We start from the raw sequence: 23,058 nt of genomic DNA on the forward strand, positions 1-23,058 counted from the left end.
AGATGCTACTTATAAGGGAGTTTTTTCAATATTTATTCGTACACCTGATATAGATTGTTTAGTTTACGAATTTGTAGTTGTCGTCCATCCATTTTTTCAATGGACTTTTCATTGATATACTTTACTGTCAATCAATTGCAATTGGTGTTGCTGAATAATCTGCGCCAATTGGTCGCTATAGATTTTTTCACCTTGTTCATTTTCAATTGTACTGTATCCAGCGTCTTGTAATGCTACTGCTTGCTCCATATAAGTTGTGCCATTGAATAGCCCATTTTTTTTGTAGCGATCGTGAGTGGCTAAGAACTCTCCGTGATCTTTTACGGAATCCTCCATTTGATCATATACCCTAAAAGCATCCTCAATGGTTTCATCATAGTACTCTTTCGTCTCAAGGTTTACTGATTCTCCGTCCCAATTATGGCTCTTGATGCCAAAGTAGTTATTATATTCGGATGAGAGGGTTGATCTACCCCAATCGGATTCAAGAATGGCTTGAGCAATCGTAATTGATGGGAGGATACGATAGGTTTCATAGTTTTCTATTGCAATTGCTTCAATCTCATTGATAAAGTTTCGTTGCATTTTTTTTAGGTTATTATTGTCTGCTGCTTCAATTTGATCTGTTAATTGATTATAGTAATTTTTCACTTCTTCTTTTTCTTCTTGGCTGTACTCATTTTCGGTTAAAACTCTATCAATCTCTTTTATTTTAAAATCATCATTTTCTTCGGTAATAAATTGATTTGTCAGTTGTCTTATTTCCTCATCACTTATTTCTTCAATGCCATACTTCACTTCTGCCATAGCTGAAACATAGCGCCAATCAACTTGAGCTTTCCCACGACTCGTTTCATCAACAACTGCTTGAACTTGTCCTGTTTGGTCAATGGAGATACTTTTTTCTTTATTCACAGCGATAAAGTAGATGCCCACTATAAACAAAACGAGTGTAAATAAAATCCACTTGCTCTTTTTCATTCGAATGTCCCCTTATTCCATATTACTTTCTACTAATATAACTTGAATCATGTTCATTCTTCCAGTCACACCCCTTTATACGAGTAATAAACTAAATTTTCTGCCATTATAGATAAACATGAAAGGATATCCTAGTCTGCCGATAAAAATATCAGGACAAAAGATGTGGTTATTTATTTTTGATAGGTCATTAATCACGCATTTTAGATAAAAAGGGGAATATTTATGGGCAAGTTATTCGATCGAAAGGGGAAGGAAAACTCATTCCTAAACCGCTTAACATCCACTATTCAATTTCAAATATTGCTGCCGTTCTTAGCGTTAATTATCATTGCAGTCATGACGGTTAGTTATGTTAGTTACCATTTTAGTATTAAAAATACGACAACGATCCTCAACCAAAACGTAGAAGAACAATTAATTAGTTTAAATGATACTTTTGAGATGTTCTTTACTCAGAAGCATCAAATCATGACCCGAATGACGATGAATGAGGAGATCATTCCGTCAGAAGGTGACAATGAAGAGGTCTTAGCCTATTTCCGCGAAACACAAGAAACAACGGACTCTGTCATCAACCTTTATTCAGCTAGTGAGAGTACGGGTGACGTGGTGATTTATCCTGAAGCTGATTTAGGAAATGATTTCCTTGCAAAGCAAAGAGATTGGTATAAGGAGGCGGTTGCTGCAGAAGGTGATCCTGTTTGGACAGCACCATACAAAGATGGTAGTACAGGGGAACCGATTATAACGATTTCTGAAGCCGTTTACCAAAATGATCAATTAGTAGGTGTGGTAGGGGCAGATGTACTTGTTGACACATTAATTGAGATGGTCAATAAAATGGACGTAGGTGACACAGGATATGGCATGATTGTCGATCCTTTTGGTAAATATGTTGCTCATCCTGATTCAGCACTTATTGGACAAGCTCCTTCATTAGATTTGTCCGCAGAGTCTAATGAACAATCACTTGGAAGTATTGAGTTAGAGGAGGAAATTGTTCATTATATTGAGAATCCTACAACAGGATGGACAATAGGCGGTATAGTAAAAACGAGGGATTTAGAAAAACAAGGGGAAGCAATCGTGTTACCTAATTTAATTACTATCGGTGTGGTTTTATTGTTAGCGATTGTTACTTCGTACTTCATTACCCGAGCTTTAACAAAGCCGATGCATGATGTAGTAGGCAGAATGAAAAGTATGGCAGATGGAGATTTTACGCATGAACCACTTCCTATCAAACATAAAAATGAGATTGGTCACCTTGTAATAGCAACGAATGAGATGAATCAACAAATAAAAACACTTCTCGTTGATGTTCAAGACGTATCTCACACAGTAACAGCCAAAAGTGAGGAATTGAAATTAATTTCTGAAGAAGTAAAAGCAGGTACTTCACAGATTGCTACAACAATGGAGGAGCTTGCCTACGGTTCAGAAGCACAAGCGAAAAGTGCGAGTGACATTTCTTCCTTTATGAATGATTTTGTTGTAAAGATTGATGAGACCAATGCGAATGGTGAATGGATTCAAGAAAAGACAAAAGATGTTTTTGTTATGACGGAAAAAGGCACGTTAAATATGCAGCAATCAACGAAACAAATGGAGACAATTCATGACATTGTCAGCCAAACGACAGCAAAAATGAAAACATTGGATCAACAAACACAAGATATCACAAAGTTGGTTGCTGTGATAAAAGAAGTAGCTGAGCAAACGAATTTACTTGCATTAAATGCAGCTATTGAAGCAGCGAGAGCGGGAGAACATGGTCGTGGGTTTGCCGTTGTTGCAGAAGAAGTTCGTAAACTAGCAGAACAGGTGGCAGCATCTGTCCAAGATATCACATCAATTGTCATGACCATCCAATCTGATTCAAAAGAAGTCGTTGTTTCCTTGCAGACTGGATATACAGAGGTTGAAAAAGGAAAAGAGCAAATGGATGAAACCAATCAAACATTTGATGATATCCGCCTATCACTGCAAGAAATGGGAGAAAGTATTGCTCAAATTGCAGAAAATCTTAACGATATTACAGCAAATAGTCAAGAAATGAACGGTACAATTGAAGAGATTGCCTCTGTGACAGAAGAATCAGCAGCAGGCATTGAAGAAACATCTGCATCGGCAGAAGAAGTAAGCGGTTCGATGGAAAATGTGACTGAAAGTGCACAACACTTAAATAACTTAGCGACAAAGGTTCAATCATTAATTGGTCGCTTTAAACTTTAACATAGACGAAGAAATCCTGTGAAAGCAGGATTTTTTTCTTTTTTTAACGAATGTTAGGGGTTGGTATATGGTGTAGTATTTTAGGTTCATTATTTAACATATGTAAAAGGATGGCATGCATGATTTTAATCGGTGAGGCTAAGAAAGTAACTGAATATTATCGAAGTAATACTAATGTTGATATAGTATATATTTCTGGATCTGTTTCCCGTGGTTGGGAAGACGAGTATTCAGATATTGAAATCAATGTTTAATGGAATAAAGACCCTACGGAGGGTGAACGACTTTACCCAATAAAGGAAAGAGGGGGTAAAATCCTCGACTTTTATCCATTTGAAGGTGAAGAATGGTCCGAATCGTATATAGTCTCTAACGTAAAATATGAAATAAGTAATTTTCGCACGAGAACTTTTCAGCGGATCATCGATGACCTTCTAATCAAGCTAAAAGCAGATATTGAAAAACAAGTATTACTTGCCAGCCTACAAAGTGGTATACCACTCGTTGGTAAAGACTTATTTAAAGGTTTAAGAAGACAGATGGATGGATATCCAACAGAACTCACAATATATTTGATTAAAGAGTATAAAGAAGTAACAAATAGCTGGCATAGTAGATATGGATTACTAGAGCGAAATGATTGGTATTTGTTACAACAAGTTCTTTTTTCAGTTGAAAAGAATATTTTAATATTATTATTTGCATTGAATAAAGAGTTCATACAACACCCTGGTTTTAAATGGTTAAGGAAATCTGTCAACGCATTGAAGGTTAAACCATCAAATTTTCTAGAGAGGTTAGAGAAAGTTCATATAGGGCAATTAACTATGAAAGATTTACAAGAACTCGAAAAACTATTAGTAGAAACATATAGATTAATAGAAAGAGCGTATCCCGAGATAGATTTAAATGAAGTGAAACAAAAAAGTATGTTAACCCGCCCTAAAAACAATAAACAGTCATGATAACTAAATAAATGAATGAATGGAGGAAAGGTCAATGGATTACGATGTGATTGTGGTTGGCGCAGGATTAGCAGGTTTGGTGGCAACGGCAGAAATGGCGGATGGTGGGAAGCGGGTATTACTTTTAGACCAAGAGCCAGAAGCATCCTTAGGTGGCCAAGCATGGTGGTCATTTGGAGGACTGTTTTTAGTCAATTCCCCTGAACAGCGTCGAATGGGAATACAGGATTCAAAGGAGTTAGCATGGCAGGATTGGCAGGGGACAGCTGGTTTTGATCGGATAGAAGATGAGGACTATTGGGGGTTGCAATGGGCTAAAGCTTATGTTGAATTTGCAGCGGGAGAAAAGCGGGCATGGTTACACAAGATGGGGGTTCGTTTTTTTCCAGTAGTCGGTTGGGCAGAGAGAGGGGGACAGTTAGCTGATGGCCCTGGTAACTCAGTACCACGCTTTCATATTGTCTGGGGAACAGGTCCAGGCATTGTTGAGCCATTTGAACGCCGAGTACGAGAACATATGAAAAAAGGCTTGGTCCAATATCAACCGCGTCACCGTGTGGAGCAATTAATAACAGACGGTAGTATGGTTGTTGGAGTAAGTGGTTCCGTATTAAAGGCTAGCCAAGCGAAACGTGGGGAAGGAAGTAATAGAGAAGTAGTTGGTCGCTTTAACTATGATACAAAAATCGTCTTAGTTGCTAGTGGAGGTATCGGTGCAAACATGGAGCTGATTCGTAAAAATTGGCCAAGTAGACTTGGAGAGCCACCTAAACAGATGATTTCTGGAGTTCCGGCACATGTGGATGGAAGGATGCTTTCGGTTACAGAGGCAGCAGGCGGAAGGATTGTGAACCGTGACCGCATGTGGCATTACACAGAGGGAATTAAGAATTGGCAGCCTGTATGGGAGAACCATGGGATTCGTATTCTTCCTGGACCATCTTCTATTTGGCTTGATGCAAATGGAAAACGATTTCAAGCACCTAACTATCCAGGTTTTGATACACTTAGTACACTTGAGGCAATTAAAAAAACAGGCTATGACTATTCTTGGTTTATTCTTTCTCATAAAATAATTGAAAAAGAGTTTGCCTTATCTGGTTCTGAACAAAATCCAGATTTAACGGGTAAAAGCATTAGTAAAGTGATTGGCAGAGCATTAAAAAGTGTACCAACGCCTGTTAAAGCATTTATGGATAAAGGGGAAGATTTTGTTATTGCTAGTCAACTGGGTGATCTTGTCACTGCAATGAATAAACTTTCTGGCAATGATTTGTTGCGGGTGGATGAAATTGAAAGACAAATTCAAGCAAGAGACCGTGAGATTGATCATACTTTTACAAAAGATTTGCAAGTGACAGCTATTAGAGGAGCAAGAAACTATCTGGGGGACAAGTTAATACGAGTGGCTAAGCCTCATAAAATTCTTGATCCAAAAAACGGCCCACTCATTGCCGTTCGTTTAAATCTCCTAAGTAGAAAAACACTAGGTGGTCTGCAAACCGATTTATCAGCAAGGGTGTTAAATGAAAAGGGCTCTCCTGTTCCTGGCTTATATGCAGCAGGAGAAGTAGCCGGCTTTGGTGGCGGTGGAGTGCACGGCTATCGCTCATTAGAGGGAACGTTTGTTGGTGGCTGTCTTTTTACAGGAAAAGTGGCAGGCCAAGCAATCGTTGCAGCATTAGATAAAGAAACGATATGAGGAGCTTATACGATGACTTATAGACTGACAAGACTTTCTAATGATGACGCAAAAGAACTGTTCAAATTTGAAAAAGTGAATAAACAATTTTTTGAGAAAAGTGTTCCACCTAGACCTGTAAGATATGAGATATATGAGCAGTTCCTACAAGTCTTAATAGGATTATTAGAGGAGCAAGCAGAAAATAAATCTTTATTCTATCTTATTAAAAATGAAACAGATGAAATTGTCGGTAGAATAAATATTGTAGATATAGACTGGCGAGAGAAAAAGGGTTATCTTGGCTATCGCATAGGTGAGGCATACACGGGGAAAGGGATAGCGACTCATGCACTGCAAATTCTTCTCCAGCAAAATAAGGAAATCAATCACCTCTTGGCCAAAACAACGAAAGATAATATTTCCTCTCAAAAAGTATTAGAAAGAAATGACTTTGGCATGCAAGGAGTAGAGGGAAGTTTTATTTACTATCAGTGGGATCGGAAGTTGAATACAAGTTACTAGATGAGAGGGAAGATTACGGCACATGTTTGTGGAGAAATAGGAGTGAGGGCATTGGACAAAGAGGAATCAATGTTCTCAAAGGAGAAAGCGAAAATTAACAACTTTCAAGGGAGCATTCAGATATAGAGAATCCGAGAGCGATACACATAGAAGGAGTAATACCAATAGCAAAAAAATTTAACTCAAGTATGTTGTTCTTTTCCGGAAAATCACCTCTTTCAACTATAGTATGTAGAAAGTGACCTACTTAAAAAGTTTAATTAACAAAACATTAATAATATTGTAACTTCAATCTATGTTAATTATGATATACCATTAATAAGTAGATACATAACTTATTTCAAAGTGATTTAATGCTTGCTGAAACTCATAGAAAGTCCTATCCAAGATTGGTATTAGCAGCTCTTATTAGAGTGTTGATATAGACAGCCATTATAATGAGGAGGAATTCTATGTTGAAAAAGTCGTTGCTGTTCTCTTTGTCGTTTGTTTTATCATTGCTTGTTTTTCAGTATGATTTATTATCAGCTTCTGCTTTGCCTCCAGATTTGCCATCCAAATCTACTACCCAAGTACAACTTAATTCTTTAAATGTACAAAATGAAGAATCCATGAGTGGCTATAGTCGAGAAAAATTCCCTCACTGGATTAGTCAAGGGGATGGTTGTGATACAAGACAAGTAATCCTTAAGCGTGATGCCGACAATTATAGTGGTAATTGTCCAGTAACTTCAGGTAAATGGTATAGCTATTATGATGGCATCACTTTCAATGACCCCTCACAATTAGATGTTGACCATGTCGTTCCACTCGCAGAAGCATGGCGTTCTGGGGCAAGCAGTTGGTCAACTGCTAAAAGAGAGGACTTCGCCAATGACCTCAATGGGCCACAGCTCATCGCAGTATCAGCCAGCTCAAATCGATCCAAGGGTGACCAAGATCCATCCACATGGCAACCACCTCGTGCAGGTGCAAATTGTGCTTATGCTAAAATGTGGATCAATACAAAATACAATTGGGGTTTGCATTTGCAGAGTTCTGAAAAAACAGCTCTTCAAGGAATGCTCAATAGTTGCTCCTATTAAACAATCAATCAACCAATGAAAGGAGTCAATTAAATTGAATACAATCTCATCTGTGTTTAAGGCAACTCATGGTGTAATGACTAGTGAGGTTGGTGTCATCAGTGGGGATCTTGAATTACGAACGACATCTGACAAAGAAGGTAACCTCACTCTTGCGATTACCTATGTAGATGCGGAAGAATGGTACACACTTCCTGGGGGAAACTATCATTTACATGACACTCGGGATCATGATGTGATACACCGAATGTTAATTGCAGTATTAAACAGGCAATAATCATAAATGTAATGTAATGTGGTGTTCTTGAATGTGGAAGTAGGGGTTAAGGTGTTCAAGCTTTAATTAAATCAAGACTATATTCAATCAACCTTGAAAAGGAGTAGTCGATGTTTAATTGGAGGCTAACTGAAATAAAAGGACATCCTTGTTCAATAGATGAGGGAGAAATAAAAGATTTCAGAATGAGGAAAATAAAGGTAAAGAAAGTCCGGAAACGATGAGCGCTCTTTGTTAGTTATTCGCCGCCTTGGATATCATTAATAAAGAGTTTAGTATGATGGTCTACCCAATACCTGATGAACAGGTGAGATTGCTTGTGATGGAGAAGGCTCCTCATTATGAGTTAGCTGTCGAAGAAGAAGAAAATAATTTGTTTGATATAACCTATTACCTTCATGGATAATAGGTTTTTTTACTAGAGGATGGCAGAAATAAACATAAGAGTAAAATGAAAAGAAGATGCCCAAGGAATGGCTAAAGTTCATGTCGATAGTTGGGAAACAACAGAGAGCGCTTAAGTGTTGTACAACGAAGGCAATCTTGACTCAAACATAGGTACAATAGTGATAACTATACTGTAGCCTCTGAGAATGCGAGAGGAGAAATAATTGATTGTTTTTGCAGATGGTTGGTTATAAACGGACATTCAATCAGTAGATTATTCTGATCGCCTTACTTTTCCTTTTTATTGGAGGATTATACAGAAAAAAGGATAGTTATTGCTTATAGAAGTGTTTTTGAAGATGTTCTAAAAGGAAATGAATAAAAAATAGTTCCTCTTCGATGAAAGGATTATTATAGCACCCTAGTATTCTCAGGAATTGTATAATCATTCATGATATATGCATGTGGAAGTTAGTTGATTAATTTGTTAACGTTATCTTAACATTGTATTATAAATGTAATTTCAAGTAAAAGTTGAATGTGTTACTGTATAAAGAGGAAATTAAAATATACAGTTATACAGTATAAATATTAATAAATAAGAATAGGTGGGGAAAACAACAAAGAGTATGCATACGATAAAAATAACCAACAACAGAGAACAATTAGTTGAGTGTATAGAATACGAGCAGAAGAAAGATTTTCATAGAGTCTTAGAGCAATTTAAAAATAACCCGATGTATAAGGAATGCTTATTGGAAGAATCTAAAGGACAAAAGGTAGCGAGTTTAAAAGTGAATTGTTTGAATGGTTACATTCATTCTATAAGCAACTCTGAAATTAAATGAAAGTTCTGAACAGAGAATAAGCATCAGTTATTGTTTGAGGAAACAATAACTGATGCTTATTCTTTATTTGTGTAGCGGTGATTAGCCATGAAAAGGCAAATCCTGTTCATGACGTTGACTTCTTCTTCGTAGTGACAAACAAAGAGATTAAGCAAAAGGCGGCAAATATGTTGAAACTAACAGGATAGGAAGTCATTTCAATGGATTTACCGGCGAGATAGGAACCTAATGATTGCCCGATTCCCAGTGCGAAAAAGGATAAACTTACTCCTAAAGCTGGCAAAACGGGAAAAATCCTCGTGGCCCAGACAATACATAGTCCCGTGAGGAAAACATAAGTACTGCCAAATAGACCAGCTGAAAGGTAAATAGCCACAGCGCTTGGAATTGTTAATAGAAAGATAGACGTTGCGAGTAAAGAGATAAGTAATCGGTAAGAAAGGGATAATCCCAGTTTTTGAATAAAGTTTCCTGAAACGCCTCCAAGTATGCCAGCCAATCCTATGATAATCCAGAATATCACACTTTCATTGATTCCTAGTCCATAGCTTGAAGTAATGAAGCTTCTTGAAAAAGTCCAGTAAATTGAAGAACTTCCGCCGATTAAAAGGGAAGCAACTAATAAATATTTAGCTGTTTTTATAGCAGATAGATATTTAATATTGTTATCTGATACCGATTCCTTTTTCTCATCAGGAGGAAGAGAAAAATGATTCCAAATCAATACAAGAGCAGCAATAACAGCAAATAGTAAGTAAGCTAATCGCCAATGATCAGTCAATAAAATAACGATGGGTCCGGTCAAAATAATACCAAAGCTGGTTCCACTATTGATCCATGTGTTTCCTTGGTCGAGCTTTTCTTTTGATAAAGTGTTTTGCACCATTTGACTTAATGCTGGAGAGGCTAATCCACTACCTAAACCAGCTATAAATAGACTTATATTTAAGTATAAAATAGATGGCGCACTAGCCATCCCTAGTAGTCCAAAAACGGCTGTAAAACCAGCAAAGAGAGTCACTTTCCGGTAGCCAAAATGTTTAATCAATAAGGCTGAAAGTAATAAAGCAAGTGCATAGGCGATAAATGCAATGGAACTCCCTAGCCCAGCTTCACCTTCACTCATGCCCAATGTATTCGAGATATTTGGGAGAAATAAGCCATAACTTAAGCGCGCAAGTGCATATGTGACAGCAATCATTGCTAATCCAGGTAGTATTACTTTTCTCATGTTTATTCACCTCATTCAAATAGATATAACGTTCATTATATTTTTTTGAAATAAAGAGCGAGACCTTTTATTCCGAAAACAAACTTGATACTGAATGATGAAATTCTGTTGCTACAGTCTCTATAGCAAATACTTCTGCCAAAGCGGTAGCTCCTTCAAATAACAATTCAAGCCTTAGTGCCTCGTTGCTATTCAATCCTTTACTTGTGAAAAAATCAATGAGCCGTCTTTTATGTTGTTCAGTAAAACTGACAATCTCACCATTAAATGAAGGTTCTAAAGAATACTCCTCTCTAGCCCGCAGAAACATACAACCATTTGAGCCGTTTCTTCTTAACCAATTGATGTGTGCCTCGGCTAATCGAATAGCTAAGTTGCCCTGATTGGATAATGCATTTTCTAAAATGTCAAAATACCTTTCTTCTCGTCTACGTAACACTTCTAAAATAAGCGCTTCTTTCGATGCAAAGTGGTTGTACATTGTCATAAGAGCTACATTAGATTCTTTAATAATTTGTTTTAAGCCAACTGTATGAAAGCCGTGCTGATCAAATAATTTCTCCGATTTTTCAAGTAATTGCTCTTTCTTTTTACTCATTTACCCACACATCCTTTAGATATAACGTTCATTATATAAATAGTAAACCATTAAAAGGGGTTTTTCAATTAAGCTAATTTTTTTGGATAAAGGTGGCTGGGACATAACCAAATGAGCTAAACTCAAATACGAACAATAAAAAATTATGGTCTAAAAAATATTATTTACAAAACAAATCCGTTACACTCGCTTTCCGCGGGGAGGGGCTGAGCCTTCTCGGGGTCTCAAGCTCCCCCTCTTTTTCCCGCAGGAGTCGAGTGTCTTCCGCTCCATTCCACTATTTACTTCATATAAGGAGGTAAATGATAAAAAATTCGAATGATTAGCTGTTAGATATACTTAATCATTCGATAAATCCTTAGCTAGCATACTTATATCCTGACCACTTTCCTTCTTACTTTTCTTGCATTCTTTTAACATTCTCTGAATGATACGGTGAATCTTTTACTTCATTTACTACACTAAATGGATTACCGTCTATATCGAAAAAATCGAAGAACGCCATCTCTCCCATATGTTGAATATCAGTCGTTATTACTCCATTATTATTAAAATACTGATGAGCTGTTACGATGTTATCCACGACAAAATTATAATAGGCGTTTTTTTGTTTATCTTGTATAGTGAATTCCGTCGGTTGTGGACGATTCACTTTGATTAAAGCTAACTGAGTTGACCCAGTAGGTAAATAAAATCCCGCGCCATCTTCCCAAACATCAATTTTCGTCGCACCTAAGTATTTTTCGTACCATAAAGAAGATTTTTCAATATCTGACACAGGAATAAAAATGCTACCGACTTTAAACATAGGTTTCCTCCTTAAAAAATTGGTTTCCTTATAATAATAATATAAAAAGTGTAATATTTTAAATTTTTAAATATCAATTGATTTAAATATGTATGATTATCTATTCGGTGTAGATGATATAAATGAAGATGTATGTTAAAATATACGAACAATTGTTCTTTTTGGGAGGGTTATGATGAGAAAAGTAGTACTATATATTGCTCAAAGTTTAGATGGTTATATCGCAACAAAAGACGATTCGCTAGAGTGGTTATTTAGTGTGGAGTCAGAAGGAGATAATGGCTACGGTGAGTTTATCAACGGTGTGGATACAATCTTAATAGGAAAGCGTACATATGATTGGGTAATGGAACAAGAGAAGGGGGATTTTCCATACAAGGATAAGGAATGTTTTGTGTTTTCCCGATCAGTAAATGAAGATACGGAATATGTGAAATTTATTCATCCAGATATTAAAGCATTTACCAATCATTTGAAAAATGGTGAGGGAAAAAGCATATGGCTAATCGGTGGGGGTGACTTACTCTATACATTCTTACAGGAAAATCTTGTAGATGAAATGATTGTTACTGTTGCACCAAGAATCATTGGTGAGGGCATTCCCCTTTTTAAGGCGGGTGATTATCAATTCAATCTTTCTTTAAAAAGCACGAGAACCTTTAATCAATTTGTTGAATTACATTATGTAGTGAAAAGGTAATGTTTCGAGAATTAATGTCCTGTCAAAATCTAATCGTGTTTAATTAAAAAGGTTTTGACAGCATTCATTGTATTTTTTCCGGCACTAATGAAGGTAATGATATGGCAAAAAGAAAATGTTGAACCATCTGACATAGTATAAGTGCCATCCGCTGACGCTAGTTTTCCATGGGTGATAATTCGCTCAATATGTAGAGATAAAACATGATTATTTTCAGTGTTAGCAAAGAAATGAAATAGGCTCTCTTTGCCAATGATGGACTGATGGTTCACCCGTTGCCATTGGATATCCTCTGACAAATAGTGAGAAACTTGAGAGGGATCCTTACGAGCAAAAGCATGTATCATTTCTTTAATCGTCTCTTTTTTTGGTGCATTGCTACAATCTTTTGGGTAAGTAAAGGTAAAGTCCATTATACTTTCACTCCTTTTTATTCATCTTACCGGATATTTTGCCTGATTGACAAATCTATGGAGAACATAATATAGTTATTATTAATAAAAGAAGGGAGGATCATTAAAAATGACTGCAAGTATGAGATTACGCCACGTTACTTTGAACAGCTAATTGAATAATGTTCAAAGGCTCTGTTTTCATAAACAGGGTAAACGGGAGTAGTCTGCACATTTTTAATGGTTTTCATCGTGATAATTTCGAACAGAAAACGCAGATTGTCTGTGTTTTTTGTTATTTCTAAAACAAATCCCACCATATACGTTTACCCTAAACACAGACAACCGAGCGCGTCTGTGTTTTTTTATGATCACATTCCTTTAATCACTCAACTAAAGGAAGTGGAAACGTGGAACAATTAACATTAGAAATGAAAAGTATTGAGGTGACATATCTAGATCGTAATATTTTAGAGATTCCTTATTTATCAGTCTACCAGTATGATCGAATTGGGATTGTTGGGAAGAATGGTAGTGGTAAAACGACCCTATTAAAGCTTATGTATGGGGATATCTATCCTTTAAAAGGAAGTGTGAGTAAACAGATTGACTTTGGTTACTTTGAGCAAAAAAAAGTGCCGGAAACGAGGCAAGCAGACGGTGAGTTATTATCAAGGTTATCCGTACCAAATGAGGATGTGAATCATTTAAGTGGTGGTGAGCAGACACGGTTAAAACTTGCTCAACTTTTTTCCACCTATTATGAAGGAATGCTTATCGACGAACCGACAACCCATCTGGATAGTGAAGGTATAGATTTTTTAATAGATCAGCTTATGTATTATTACGGTGCGCTTATTATTATTAGTCATGATAGATACTTGCTCGATCAATTGGTAACAAAAATATGGGAAGTTGAAGATGGAACGGTAACAGAATATGTGGGCAACTATTCTGACTATGAGTCACAGAAACAACTAGCCCACGAACAGCATATTCAAGCATTTGAACAATATAAGAAAGAAAAACAAAGATTAATTCAAGCAGCGGATGAAAAAATGAAGCAAGCAGAAAAAGTGAATCAAGCCAATCATTCAATGTCGAAAAAAGAGGCAAAAGCAAAAGCGAACCGAATGTTCATGACGAAATCAAAAGATACAAGTCAAAGGAATATTCATCGTCAGGCAAAGGCAATAGAACAAAGAATCACTCAGTTAGGAGAGGTAAAGACACCGGAAGTTGATCGTATGCACTACTTCCCACAATCAAAAATTCTGCAAATGCATAATAAATACCCAATAATGGGAGATAGAGTCTCTTTATCTGTTGATGGCAAACGATTATTAACACATGCCAGTTTCCAATTCCCATTAGGAAAGATCATTGCCATTGACGGAAGGAATGGTTCCGGTAAAACGGTTTTACTCAAACATATTGTCTCCAATGGGGAGGGAATAGTTCTATCTCCTAATGTATCATTTGGTGTTTATCATCAGCATAATTATTTATTAGAAGGTGTACAAACGGTTTTAGCATTTATGAATGAAAACAGTGTATATGCTGAAAGTAAAGTTCGTACAGTCCTTCATTCTATGGGTTTTGAAGGGAATGACTTGCAGAAGTCGGTAATGACCTTAAGTGGTGGAGAATCAATCAGACTTATATTATGTCAGCTATTTTTAGGAAGTGATAATGTACTCATCTTAGATGAACCAACCAATTTTCTAGATATAAAAGCCATACAAGCATTGGAAAGTTTTCTTCATGCATATGAAGGGACTGTACTGTTGGTAAGTCATGACCGAACTTTCGTGAAAAGAGTGGCGGATCATATATTTAAAATTGAAGAGCAACAAATAAAACAAGTGAAATAAAGGAGAGAAAAAAATGGATAAAAAAGAAGTGAAAAGACTAGCTGACAAACATGGATTAATGATTGATGAAGAAGAAATTAAAATAAATGAGTCAGGTATGGATTTCTTAGTTGCACATGTTGTGGATAAAAAAAATAATAAGTGGATATTACGTATACCACGGCGTGAAGATTCCATGACTCGTTCAAAACAGGAGCATGCGGTACTTGAAGTACTTTATAAACATACGAGCATTAAAGCACCGCATTGGAAGGTTTTCACGAATGATTGTATGGCCTACAAACAATTAGACGGTATACCAGCTGGCACAATCGATCATGAGATACAAAACTATGTTTGGAGCTTCGATAAGGAAAGTGATCTGACACGTTATCACACAACTTTAGGTGAAATACTGGCAGAACTTCACCGAACGCCGATTCGCTATGTGAAAGATACTGGTATTAAAATTTTTAATAGTTCCCAAGCAAAAGAGGAAATGAGTTCAAGAATGAATAAGGTAAAGGAAATTTACGGGGTAAGCGATGAACTTTGGAGACGTTGGCAGAAGTGGTTGGCTAATGATCGTCTATGGCCCAATCATACAGGATTGCTTCACGGTGACGTGCATCCAGGGCATATTCTTGTGAATAAAGAGAAAGAGGTAACAGGATTGATAGACTGGACTGAAGTAGCTGTCGGTGATGTATCTATAGACTTTACCTCTCATTATTTAATTTTTGGAGAAGAGGGGTTAGATGCAGTCATCTCAGCTTATGAAAAAGCGGGCGGCAGGACATGGCCATTTATGAAAGAGCATATCATCGAACTTGTCAGTGCAGCAGCCGTTGGAGTCGCTGAATTTGCTCAACTCTCTGGTTTGGAGGAAATGGAGAAGATGGCAAAAACGATGCTTGGTGTAGATGGGAATAATCATGAGAGTAGCAAATAAATCCTAGATATACTCAACAAGCGAGCAAAGATTGTGAAAAGATTTGCTCGTTTGTTTTTACTATCATTCGTTTGAAATCTACAATCGTCATTTTGAAAACAGGGTGAAGCAATCATACGACGGTTATCCGTAGGTGATTCATAGTTGAACGTTAAGGATATTGAAGGTAATAGAAGAATAATGTCGAATCCCACATAGGAAGAACAGCAAATGGAGGTTTTCGGGTGACACATTTACTCTATCAACTCTGTATTCAGGGTGAGATCACACAAATCTATCAACAATTAATAGAAAAGGAGCAACGTACTTCAGAAGAGGAAACCATGTTGAAAAGTTATCAACAGCGCTTCTTTCAGAAGAATGAACCTTTTCAACATGTTGATAAGTGGATAGCATATGTAGTTAATTGTTATCAAAGCTATTTTATAGATGTTTTAACCAGGAGAAAAGATGTTTCCCAAGCGGAAAGTGAACTATTAATAGGTTTAGGTAAATCAACATCTAGCCAAGCGCAGTCGATGGAAGAAATAGAAGAAGAGCTGAGCCAAATATTTAAAGAGAAAGGCTATTCATTCGTCGGAGGAAGGACATTACCACATTATGGTCCATATATTTGGCAAACTACAGAAAGTAAAAAGGTAGATGTTGAACTTTTAAATGATATAGAAACGGTTCAAGTATTTTTCCTCGATGATTTTTTGATGCTGGGTTGGCTAGATTATGCCACTTTTGGAGAAATAGGAGCAGGTGGATGGGCATCCAAGGAAGGAATCTATTGTATACTTCCTCGCTATAGAGAATATTTAAATGAAGATCAGTTCCTCGTTTCTTTTTTAAAGCATGAAGCTCAACATTACAACGATTATAAACTTTACCCGAATTTAAGTGGGTGGGAGCTGGAATATCGTGCAAAATTAATCGAGCTCATCTATTACAAAGACCATCGTTTGCTAGAAAAGTTAATCCATCAAGCCATAAATAATGATATTCCACATAACTATGCATCTTATCAAATCATGCAGCAACTATCTACATACTTTTTCAGGAAAAATGAACAAAAAGATATGGATAAATGGTTGAATATACATTATAAGGAAATCTGTCAATATGGGAGAAAGCTATATTGTCAACATACAGATATGTTGAAAGTGTTAAGGACAGGAGGTAAGAACAGTCTTTAAAAAGTTAGCTTATTTTATTCTTTTATTTAGCTGGGGTGTATTATTTAGTTATTTCTATAACCTTTTGATGCCAAAGAGCTGGCTTTATCTAGTCATTGGTATACCAGCCCTTTATTTTAGTACAAGTTTTTTCATAGATAGAATGAAAGGTAAAAAAAATTCTTGAAGCGAAAGGTTTATGATTTTTATTCCAATGCTTGTAGGTCATCGACAGTAACAAACCGATAGCCTTCTTCTGTTAAAGCTTTTAAAATTTCTTCGATCACTTGAAGTTCGTCACCAGATTGATCATACATTGGATGAAGGAGAATAATAGAACCAGGGTGGATTTCTTCTAATACATAGTCGATCTTTTCCTCTGGTGTAGTGAAAAAAGTATCAGGTTCAATATTCCATGTAATCGTTTCTTTTTCTTTTTGTTTGAGATAATAAGGTAAGAAAACTAATTTTTTGCCGTTTGGTGGTCTAAAGTCTATCTCGCCTTTATATCCCGCTTCATGGATGAGCGCATCGGTTTTATCAATTTCCTCTTTCATAAATGTCGGTGACTTGAAAATCATTCTTGCATGTGAAAATGTATGATTACCAACTTGATGATCAGCTTCAATAATTGCTTTCGTTTCTTCGGGAAACTTCTCTATATCTTGACCAATCAGAAAGAAAGTGGCCTTTGCATTGTATTGTTGCAATAAGTGAAGAACCTGTTCCACATTTTTAGTTGGACCATCATCGAAAGTAAGGGCAACTACTTTTTCATCGGTTTCAATGCTATTTGTTATGTTTCCGAATAATTGATAGGATCTTGCATTCATTAATTCATAGCTACCGAATAAAAGCAGACAAAGTAACAGTAACGACAAAATGATTTTAAGGTATTTTTTTTTTCTCACATTACTATTTCCTCACATTTTAGATTTCATTAGTCTTGATTATAACAAAAAAATGAAAAAGGACTGAAACTATTTCTGTGTAGATTCGTATAACATAGTAGAACATTGCAATAACGAAAGGGGATACTCCATGGGAGAACTATTTATATTCTCACTCATAATCGCTGTGGTAAGCGCAGTTATTTTGTTTCCAGTCTTATCTTTATTTCAAAAGGGGGAAGAAAAGAAAAAAAGCCCTTCATTTAACGGGTTCCTTTTTATCTTCGTTCTCCTCTTTATTATTATCTTTAGTATTTATTATTTCACTAATTTAGATCGCAACATGAATGGTCTTGTTATCGGTTTAACAGTGTTAGCTGTACTAGGCGGTTTCTTTGCTAAAGGTATAGAACGTAAGGTTAAATTAGTATTAGGTTTAATAGGTATCATAGCTATCGCTTATATGTCTTTCGCATTTGTCTTTAATGCAGATAAAAAATTTGAAAAAGCACAAATGCAGGTCGAAGAAGAAATTGAAACATTTGATGAAAATGAGACACCAGCAAGTGTGCCGCCTGATTTTGCTCGTAATAAAATGAAGAAAGCTTTTGGGCAAGTGCCAAACACGAGCTATTATGAATTAGGGAGTTTACAAATACAAAAAGTAGATGGGCAATATGTGTATATTGCACCAGTTGAATTTTCCGGTTTCTTTAAATGGATACAAGGTGATACTACACCAGGATATTTTACTGTAAGTGCAACAGACTCTAGTGCCAATCCAAAGTTTATTAAATCGGAAATGGCTTATACACCATCTTCTTTCTTAAATAAAGATATTTATCGCCAAATTCGATTGCAATACCCTGATTATATTTTCTATGGTGATGTGCAATTAGAAATTGATGATGAGGGTAAGCCTTTTTATATTCGCACGTATGGTGAATTTATTAGCGCAAGAAACGGTTTTAATCCATTGGGGATAGTGATGGTTGACCCGTTAACAGGAGCTGCTAAGCAATATAAATTAAAAGATGTACCTGCTTTTATTGACGGAGCTGTTTCGCCGGAGACAGTTAGCTTGCATAATAGCTACTTCGGAAAATATGTGAATGGCTACTGGAATAGTTTATTTGGAAAATCTGATGTGAAGTTACCATCAGATGAAGGTACAGAAGCGAATGTGAGTCCTATTTTTGATGAAAAAGGCGATATGTATTATTTCACTGATTTCACCAGTCCGAAAGAGGGCGTTGACTCTATGCTAGGATATTCTTTGACGAATTCTAGAACAGGTGAAGCGACTTATTATACGGGTAATCTTGAAGAGTCTTATATGGATTCACAAGGGGCATTACAAATTATCGAAAAGAAATTCATTGAGAAAAAATGGTATGGTAAAATGCCAATCCTATATAATTTCTATGGTGAAGCAAGCTGGTTAACACCGGTATTAGATACAAATGGCTTCTTGCAAAACTATTTTATCGTTTCAGCTGCTAACCCGGAAATTGCTGTTTATGCTAGTACACCAAATGATGCATTGAAGCAATATAAAACAGCTCTACAACGTGGAAGTGGAAGTGTTGAAGGAAGCTCTAGTGCAGAAGAAGTCCAATTAACAGGAAAAGTAGTTAGGGTATATAAAGAAAGAGTAGGAGAATCGACAAACGTATCCTTCCTTTTGGAAGATGGTAAGAATTTCATTGCCTCTACTGAAAACAATCCGCTAGCCATCTATTTGCAAGAAGATGATGAGGTAGAGATGACCTATTTAAATACAGGTGAAATGTTTTTACCTGTTAAAGAAATGACCATTAATGGATTAGAATAACAATGCTTTACTTAAAACGCGCACCATTCTGTTATGAAAACAGAATTTGTGTGCGTTTTTTATTGTTTTGATTTTTGGTAGCCATCTTTCATCTATTTAACCAGTGCCTAACTATTTTTTACTCTTTCTTTTCTGAGGAGGGTATTTCACCCGTTAATTACTAAATTATTTTATGAATAACAAATTTATAGAGGATTAATAGGTTGAAATCGAGGAATTTAGGAAAAATAATTATGCAGTAACTGTCTGAGACATTTTGCCGTTTAGGGGAGAGAACATGGGACTCCGCCCATCTTGAATATCTCGCTATGGGATTTCTTTGTTTTGCTACTGCTTCATGTGTGAACAAAATCTTGTTACGCAAATGCAAAAAAGGGGTGTCGAAAGGATTGGAATTGTTATTACCATATTTAGGTGTATTATTCGTTATTATCTGTCTTGAAGGATTACTTGCTGCTGATAATGCGGTCGTATTAGCATTAATGGTCAGTCATTTACCTGAGAAACAACGGAAAAAAGCCTTATTTTATGGCTTAGTTGGTGCAATGGTCCTTCGTTTTGGGTCATTATTTATTATTTCTTTCTTAGTGAACGTCTGGCAAGTTCAAGCATTAGGTGCGATATATTTATTAATCATGTCAATTAAAAATCTATATACTTGGTTGAGAATGAAAAAGAACAATCATTCTCAACAACAGGAAGAAATCATAGAAGAAGCTACACAGAAAGAGTTCTGGTGGACTGTATTTAAAGTAGAATGTGCAGACTTAGTCTTTGCGATTGATTCTATTTTAGCTGCCGTTGCTTTAGGTGTAACCTTACCTGAAACAGAGTGGGGTCATATTGGTGGACTGAACACAGGTCATTTCCTTGTTGTATTTATTGGTGGACTAATCGGTGTCCTTCTCATGCGTTTTGCTGCTAATATCTTTGTTGATTTACTTCATAAACGTCCGAACCTTGAGGGTGCCGCTTATCTGATTGTCGGTTGGGTAGGTGTGAAGCTACTCGTAATGGTCCTTTCACACGAAGACATTGCTTGGTTACCAGAAGGATTTGCCCATTCAGCCCTTTGGCAAATCATATTTTATGGCATATTACTTGCGATCGCAGTAATAGGTTGGTTTTCTTCTAGTAAAAACCCAGCATGAGTTGTGTTTATAGAGGATGTTTTAAGTACATGCTAAAAAAGAAAAGCAGTGGATATAATGAAGTATTCATATCCACTAAGAAATTTGTTGTGTCTTAATTAATGGGAAGGATAATCCTCACTTTTGTCCCCATACCGACATCACTGTGTACTTTAATTGACCCTCCATGAAGTTTGACGAGTTGTTTAGTGATTGCCATTCCTAATCCGGTACCAGTAGAAGAATCAGTCGTATTTGTCCCACGATAGTAGCGATCAAACAAGTTATCTAATGTTTCATCGTCCATACCAATTCCATTATCCTCAATGGTAATGATGACCAATCTCTCTTCTAACGTCTGCGTCGTAATCGTTATAGTCGTTCCTTTTGGGTTGTATTTCACAGCATTCATAATGAGATTATCTAAAATTCTTTGGAACCATTTAGGATCGAGAGAAATAATCAATTGCTTTGTTTCTGATTGCAGATCAAAAGTATAGGCATACTCATCTTGCATATTCATTGTCTGAATAATTGTCCTACGTATCGTTTCGTTCAATTCTATTGATTCTTCTATAATAGGTAAACTGTTATTCTGTAAACGATAAGTTAAAGTTAGGTCTTCGATAAGCTCCATCATGTAATGGGATTTCTCATCGATTGTGTCAATGAAATGTTTTTTTTCATCTAGGCTCCATTGATATTGATCGGAATTTAACATTTTTGTGTAACCTACAATAGAAGAAAGCGGTGTTTTCAAGTCATGTGATAAGCCACTAATCCAGTCTTCTCTTGTTTTAGCTTGTTTTTTTCGCATTTTTTCATTTTCTTCTAGTTGGATGGTTACAGCAGAGAGTGTTTCCATTACTTCTTTATAAAGTCTATATTTATGCTTAATAACTCCAGACTTATTATAGAGCTTTTGTTGATGTCTAATATTTGTAGGAGACGTATATTGTTTATTCCCTAAATTTTCAATCCATTGGATCACTGTCGTTACAGGTGATGCGAACTTACGCGAATATAAAAATCCACTAATAATAAAAGTGAGTAATAAAGCGATTAGGAGAGCGATCAGTGGATATTTTAATTGATATATAAACGTTGTTGCTTCAACATCCTCTTTTATCGGATTAGGGACAGAGACAATGAGTGTCTTATTAGATTCCTGATTGGAAATACTCTTTGTCAAAAAGCTATTATTGTTACCTAATTGATAAAGTTCTTTAATAGACAGTCTCTGCTCATTGTTGAAGGTATTCAAGACTGTCCCATCCAGTGTAGATAAAAACACGGATCCATCTACACTCATTACTTCATGTTGAAGATCCCTTGGTAATTGCAATTCATCTGTTGTCCAGTTCATATGTGAGGCGATTTCATCAATGAGCTTCTCAGCTTCATTTCTTTGCCCAAACATGACAATGAGTGGCTGTTCACTATCATTATATAACTGCCAACTATAATATCGATCGTAATCCTCCTTATGATCTATCAATGCTGAGAAGTTCATTTCTAACTCTTTAGGCGAGTATAAATGCTTTATTAGCTGCCCTTTATTATCAAAAATTAATAACCATCCAGATTGCTTTTTTACTAGCTCTTTTAACTCTGATTGGATGGTGACATGCCCATTGTTTAGTTGTATTTGATCCTCTAAAAATAGTTCGTCAGCTTTACCAACATTCCCTTCAATCTCCGCCTTTGATAAATGATAACCAAAGAAAACAGTAAAGGTTAAAAGAATAAAAGAAATGAAGATAAAATAAAAAAACAACTGCAAAAGAAATTGAGTAATAAAACGTCGATGAATACTCATTTTGGGGTATCCCTACTAACAAACTTATAGCCAAGCCCTCGTACAGTCACAATCCATTTTGGATCACTAGGATTATCTTCGATTTTCTCTCTTAACTTTCGAATATGAACCATTACCGTATTATCTTCTCCTAAGTAAGGCTCCCCCCAAACTTGCTCATAAAGCTGTCCTTTACTGAATAGTTGATTAGGGTGCTTACATAAGAAAACGAGTAATTGGAATAATTGAGCTGAGAGATCGATTTTTGTCTTGTTCTTATATACTTCACCTGAATGAATGTTGATCTCAAGGGAGCCAAAGTTGAATTGCTTTAATTTTTTTGATGGTAAATGAGTTTGTTGTCTACGTAAATGGGCAAGTATCCGTGCCACGACTTCAAGTGGATTAAAGGGCTTAGTAATATAATCATCAGCGCCTAAGGCAAAACCCGATAACTTATCTAGATCGGATGCTCTCGCCGTTAGAAAAAAAATGGGTGCATTAGTGATCGCACGTATACTTGGACAGATGTCAAAACCACTTTTACATGGAAGCATCACATCTAAAAGGATTAAATCATACTCGTTATTTTCACATAATGATAAAGCATCTTCTGCTGTGCCAGTCGTATGTATATGGTTAAAGCCTTCTTTTTTTAAAATCGTCACTAACATCGTACAGATTGACTGTTCATCGTCTACTATTAATAGTCTGCTATCATACAA

22 protein-coding genes are annotated in these 23,058 nt (G+C 36.2%); 14 read left to right on the forward strand and 8 right to left on the reverse strand.

The window, feature by feature from the left end:
* Window positions 1-108: 108 nt before the first annotated feature.
* On the reverse strand, window positions 109-981 hold the full coding sequence (locus LG276_RS04425; protein WP_404293646.1) for a glycoside hydrolase family 73 protein: 873 nt from the start codon (window positions 979-981) through the stop codon (window positions 109-111).
* A 225-nt stretch (window positions 982-1,206) separates the two neighbouring features.
* Between LG276_RS04425 and LG276_RS04430 the strand changes: the two genes are divergently transcribed.
* From LG276_RS04430 to LG276_RS04465, 8 genes are all read left to right on the forward strand, one after another.
* Window positions 1,207-3,219 (forward strand): methyl-accepting chemotaxis protein, encoded by a 2,013-nt coding sequence (locus tag LG276_RS04430; protein ID WP_404293649.1) that lies wholly within the window; start codon window positions 1,207-1,209, stop codon window positions 3,217-3,219.
* Window positions 3,220-3,338: 119 nt separating this feature from the next.
* Entirely contained in the window at window positions 3,339-3,473 is a 135-nt protein-coding gene (locus LG276_RS04435; RefSeq protein WP_404293652.1) for a hypothetical protein, read from the forward strand.
* Window positions 3,474-3,713: 240 nt separating this feature from the next.
* Window positions 3,714-4,184 (forward strand): DUF4037 domain-containing protein, encoded by a 471-nt coding sequence (locus LG276_RS04440; protein WP_404294390.1) that lies wholly within the window; start codon window positions 3,714-3,716, stop codon window positions 4,182-4,184.
* Between the two features lie 34 nt (window positions 4,185-4,218).
* Window positions 4,219-5,886, forward strand: coding sequence for an FAD-binding dehydrogenase (locus LG276_RS04445; protein WP_404293654.1), 1,668 nt, complete (start codon window positions 4,219-4,221; stop codon window positions 5,884-5,886).
* Window positions 5,887-5,898: 12 nt separating this feature from the next.
* Entirely contained in the window at window positions 5,899-6,390 is a 492-nt protein-coding gene (locus LG276_RS04450; RefSeq protein ID WP_404293657.1) for a GNAT family N-acetyltransferase, read from the forward strand.
* Between the two features lie 452 nt (window positions 6,391-6,842).
* Window positions 6,843-7,475 carry an HNH endonuclease family protein gene (locus LG276_RS04455; protein ID WP_251162751.1) on the forward strand — a complete coding sequence of 211 codons (633 nt, stop codon included), beginning with the start codon at window positions 6,843-6,845 and terminating at the stop codon, window positions 7,473-7,475.
* 76 nt (window positions 7,476-7,551) lie between these two features.
* Window positions 7,552-7,752: a hypothetical protein gene (locus LG276_RS04460; protein ID WP_373370941.1), complete on the forward strand. Its 201-nt coding sequence runs from the start codon at window positions 7,552-7,554 to the stop codon at window positions 7,750-7,752.
* Window positions 7,753-8,032: 280 nt separating this feature from the next.
* Window positions 8,033-8,158, forward strand: a complete 126-nt coding sequence (locus tag LG276_RS04465) for a hypothetical protein (protein ID WP_281202858.1) — start codon at window positions 8,033-8,035, stop codon at window positions 8,156-8,158.
* A gap of 935 nt (window positions 8,159-9,093) precedes the next feature.
* On the opposite strand, the gene LG276_RS04470 is transcribed toward LG276_RS04465, so the two are convergent.
* The 3 genes from LG276_RS04470 to LG276_RS04480 all read right to left on the reverse strand — a co-directional run bounded on the left by LG276_RS04470 (window position 9,094) and on the right by LG276_RS04480 (window position 11,624).
* A complete protein-coding gene (locus LG276_RS04470) occupies window positions 9,094-10,218 on the reverse strand; it encodes an MFS transporter (RefSeq protein WP_251162749.1) in 1,125 nt (374 codons plus the stop codon).
* A 67-nt stretch (window positions 10,219-10,285) separates the two neighbouring features.
* Window positions 10,286-10,816 carry a TetR/AcrR family transcriptional regulator gene (locus tag LG276_RS04475; protein ID WP_251162748.1) on the reverse strand — a complete coding sequence of 177 codons (531 nt, stop codon included), beginning with the start codon at window positions 10,814-10,816 and terminating at the stop codon, window positions 10,286-10,288.
* A 394-nt stretch (window positions 10,817-11,210) separates the two neighbouring features.
* Window positions 11,211-11,624 (reverse strand): VOC family protein, encoded by a 414-nt coding sequence (locus LG276_RS04480; protein ID WP_251162747.1) that lies wholly within the window; start codon window positions 11,622-11,624, stop codon window positions 11,211-11,213.
* Window positions 11,625-11,799: 175 nt separating this feature from the next.
* Here LG276_RS04480 and LG276_RS04485 point away from each other — a divergent pair, with 175 nt between their 5' ends.
* Window positions 11,800-12,324, forward strand: coding sequence for a dihydrofolate reductase family protein (locus tag LG276_RS04485; protein WP_373370937.1), 525 nt, complete (start codon window positions 11,800-11,802; stop codon window positions 12,322-12,324).
* A 29-nt stretch (window positions 12,325-12,353) separates the two neighbouring features.
* On the opposite strand, the gene LG276_RS04490 is transcribed toward LG276_RS04485, so the two are convergent.
* Window positions 12,354-12,737, reverse strand: a complete 384-nt coding sequence (locus LG276_RS04490; RefSeq protein WP_251162746.1) for a nuclear transport factor 2 family protein — start codon at window positions 12,735-12,737, stop codon at window positions 12,354-12,356.
* A gap of 389 nt (window positions 12,738-13,126) precedes the next feature.
* Here LG276_RS04490 and LG276_RS04495 point away from each other — a divergent pair, with 389 nt between their 5' ends.
* The 3 genes from LG276_RS04495 (at window position 13,127) to LG276_RS04505 (ending at window position 16,702) form a co-directional block, all read left to right on the forward strand.
* A complete protein-coding gene (locus LG276_RS04495) occupies window positions 13,127-14,590 on the forward strand; it encodes an Msr family ABC-F type ribosomal protection protein (protein ID WP_251162745.1) in 1,464 nt (487 codons plus the stop codon).
* A gap of 13 nt (window positions 14,591-14,603) precedes the next feature.
* The gene (locus tag LG276_RS04500; protein ID WP_251162744.1) at window positions 14,604-15,521 is read left to right on the forward strand and encodes a macrolide 2'-phosphotransferase; all 918 of its coding nucleotides are present in this window, start codon (window positions 14,604-14,606) and stop codon (window positions 15,519-15,521) included.
* 224 nt (window positions 15,522-15,745) lie between these two features.
* Window positions 15,746-16,702 carry a hypothetical protein gene (locus LG276_RS04505; protein WP_251162743.1) on the forward strand — a complete coding sequence of 319 codons (957 nt, stop codon included), beginning with the start codon at window positions 15,746-15,748 and terminating at the stop codon, window positions 16,700-16,702.
* Window positions 16,703-16,887: 185 nt separating this feature from the next.
* On the opposite strand, the gene LG276_RS04510 is transcribed toward LG276_RS04505, so the two are convergent.
* Window positions 16,888-17,592 (reverse strand): polysaccharide deacetylase family protein, encoded by a 705-nt coding sequence (locus LG276_RS04510; RefSeq protein ID WP_251162742.1) that lies wholly within the window; start codon window positions 17,590-17,592, stop codon window positions 16,888-16,890.
* A 130-nt stretch (window positions 17,593-17,722) separates the two neighbouring features.
* On the opposite strand from LG276_RS04510, the gene LG276_RS04515 reads away from it, so the two are divergent.
* A complete protein-coding gene (locus LG276_RS04515; protein ID WP_251162741.1) occupies window positions 17,723-19,405 on the forward strand; it encodes a YrzE family protein in 1,683 nt (560 codons plus the stop codon).
* A 389-nt stretch (window positions 19,406-19,794) separates the two neighbouring features.
* On the forward strand, window positions 19,795-20,556 hold the full coding sequence (locus LG276_RS04520; RefSeq protein WP_251162740.1) for a TerC family protein: 762 nt from the start codon (window positions 19,795-19,797) through the stop codon (window positions 20,554-20,556).
* A 94-nt stretch (window positions 20,557-20,650) separates the two neighbouring features.
* Here the strand turns inward: LG276_RS04520 and LG276_RS04525 are convergent, their stop codons facing one another.
* Both LG276_RS04525 and LG276_RS04530 read right to left on the reverse strand, forming a co-directional pair.
* A complete protein-coding gene (locus LG276_RS04525; RefSeq protein WP_251162739.1) occupies window positions 20,651-22,354 on the reverse strand; it encodes a sensor histidine kinase KdpD in 1,704 nt (567 codons plus the stop codon).
* A complete protein-coding gene (locus LG276_RS04530; RefSeq protein WP_095370469.1) occupies window positions 22,351-23,058 on the reverse strand; it encodes a response regulator transcription factor in 708 nt (235 codons plus the stop codon). The genes LG276_RS04525 and LG276_RS04530 overlap by 4 nt, the downstream gene beginning before the upstream one ends.

Source organism: Cytobacillus kochii, from assembly GCF_044790165.1.
Taxonomy (GTDB): Bacteria; Bacillota; Bacilli; order Bacillales; family Cytobacillaceae; genus Cytobacillus; species Cytobacillus kochii.

What these genes read in the sequence shown, in the direction of transcription:
- LG276_RS04425 (WP_404293646.1), bottom strand. Translation starts at nt 981, where the DNA reads ATGAAAAAGAGCAAGTGGATTTTATTTACACTCGTTTTGTTTATAGTG.
- LG276_RS04430 (WP_404293649.1), top strand. Translation starts at nt 1,207, where the DNA reads ATGGGCAAGTTATTCGATCGAAAGGGGAAGGAAAACTCATTCCTAAAC.
- LG276_RS04435 (WP_404293652.1), top strand. Translation starts at nt 3,339, where the DNA reads ATGATTTTAATCGGTGAGGCTAAGAAAGTAACTGAATATTATCGAAGT.
- LG276_RS04445 (WP_404293654.1), top strand. Translation starts at nt 4,219, where the DNA reads ATGGATTACGATGTGATTGTGGTTGGCGCAGGATTAGCAGGTTTGGTG.
- LG276_RS04450 (WP_404293657.1), top strand. Translation starts at nt 5,899, where the DNA reads ATGACTTATAGACTGACAAGACTTTCTAATGATGACGCAAAAGAACTG.
- LG276_RS04455 (WP_251162751.1), top strand. Translation starts at nt 6,843, where the DNA reads ATGTTGAAAAAGTCGTTGCTGTTCTCTTTGTCGTTTGTTTTATCATTG.
- LG276_RS04460 (WP_373370941.1), top strand. Translation starts at nt 7,552, where the DNA reads ATGACTAGTGAGGTTGGTGTCATCAGTGGGGATCTTGAATTACGAACG.
- LG276_RS04465 (WP_281202858.1), top strand. Translation starts at nt 8,033, where the DNA reads ATGGTCTACCCAATACCTGATGAACAGGTGAGATTGCTTGTGATGGAG.
- LG276_RS04470 (WP_251162749.1), bottom strand. Translation starts at nt 10,218, where the DNA reads ATGAGAAAAGTAATACTACCTGGATTAGCAATGATTGCTGTCACATAT.
- LG276_RS04475 (WP_251162748.1), bottom strand. Translation starts at nt 10,816, where the DNA reads ATGAGTAAAAAGAAAGAGCAATTACTTGAAAAATCGGAGAAATTATTT.
- LG276_RS04480 (WP_251162747.1), bottom strand. Translation starts at nt 11,624, where the DNA reads ATGTTTAAAGTCGGTAGCATTTTTATTCCTGTGTCAGATATTGAAAAA.
- LG276_RS04485 (WP_373370937.1), top strand. Translation starts at nt 11,800, where the DNA reads ATGAGAAAAGTAGTACTATATATTGCTCAAAGTTTAGATGGTTATATC.
- LG276_RS04490 (WP_251162746.1), bottom strand. Translation starts at nt 12,737, where the DNA reads ATGGACTTTACCTTTACTTACCCAAAAGATTGTAGCAATGCACCAAAA.
- LG276_RS04500 (WP_251162744.1), top strand. Translation starts at nt 14,604, where the DNA reads ATGGATAAAAAAGAAGTGAAAAGACTAGCTGACAAACATGGATTAATG.
- LG276_RS04515 (WP_251162741.1), top strand. Translation starts at nt 17,723, where the DNA reads ATGGGAGAACTATTTATATTCTCACTCATAATCGCTGTGGTAAGCGCA.
- LG276_RS04525 (WP_251162739.1), bottom strand. Translation starts at nt 22,354, where the DNA reads ATGAGTATTCATCGACGTTTTATTACTCAATTTCTTTTGCAGTTGTTT.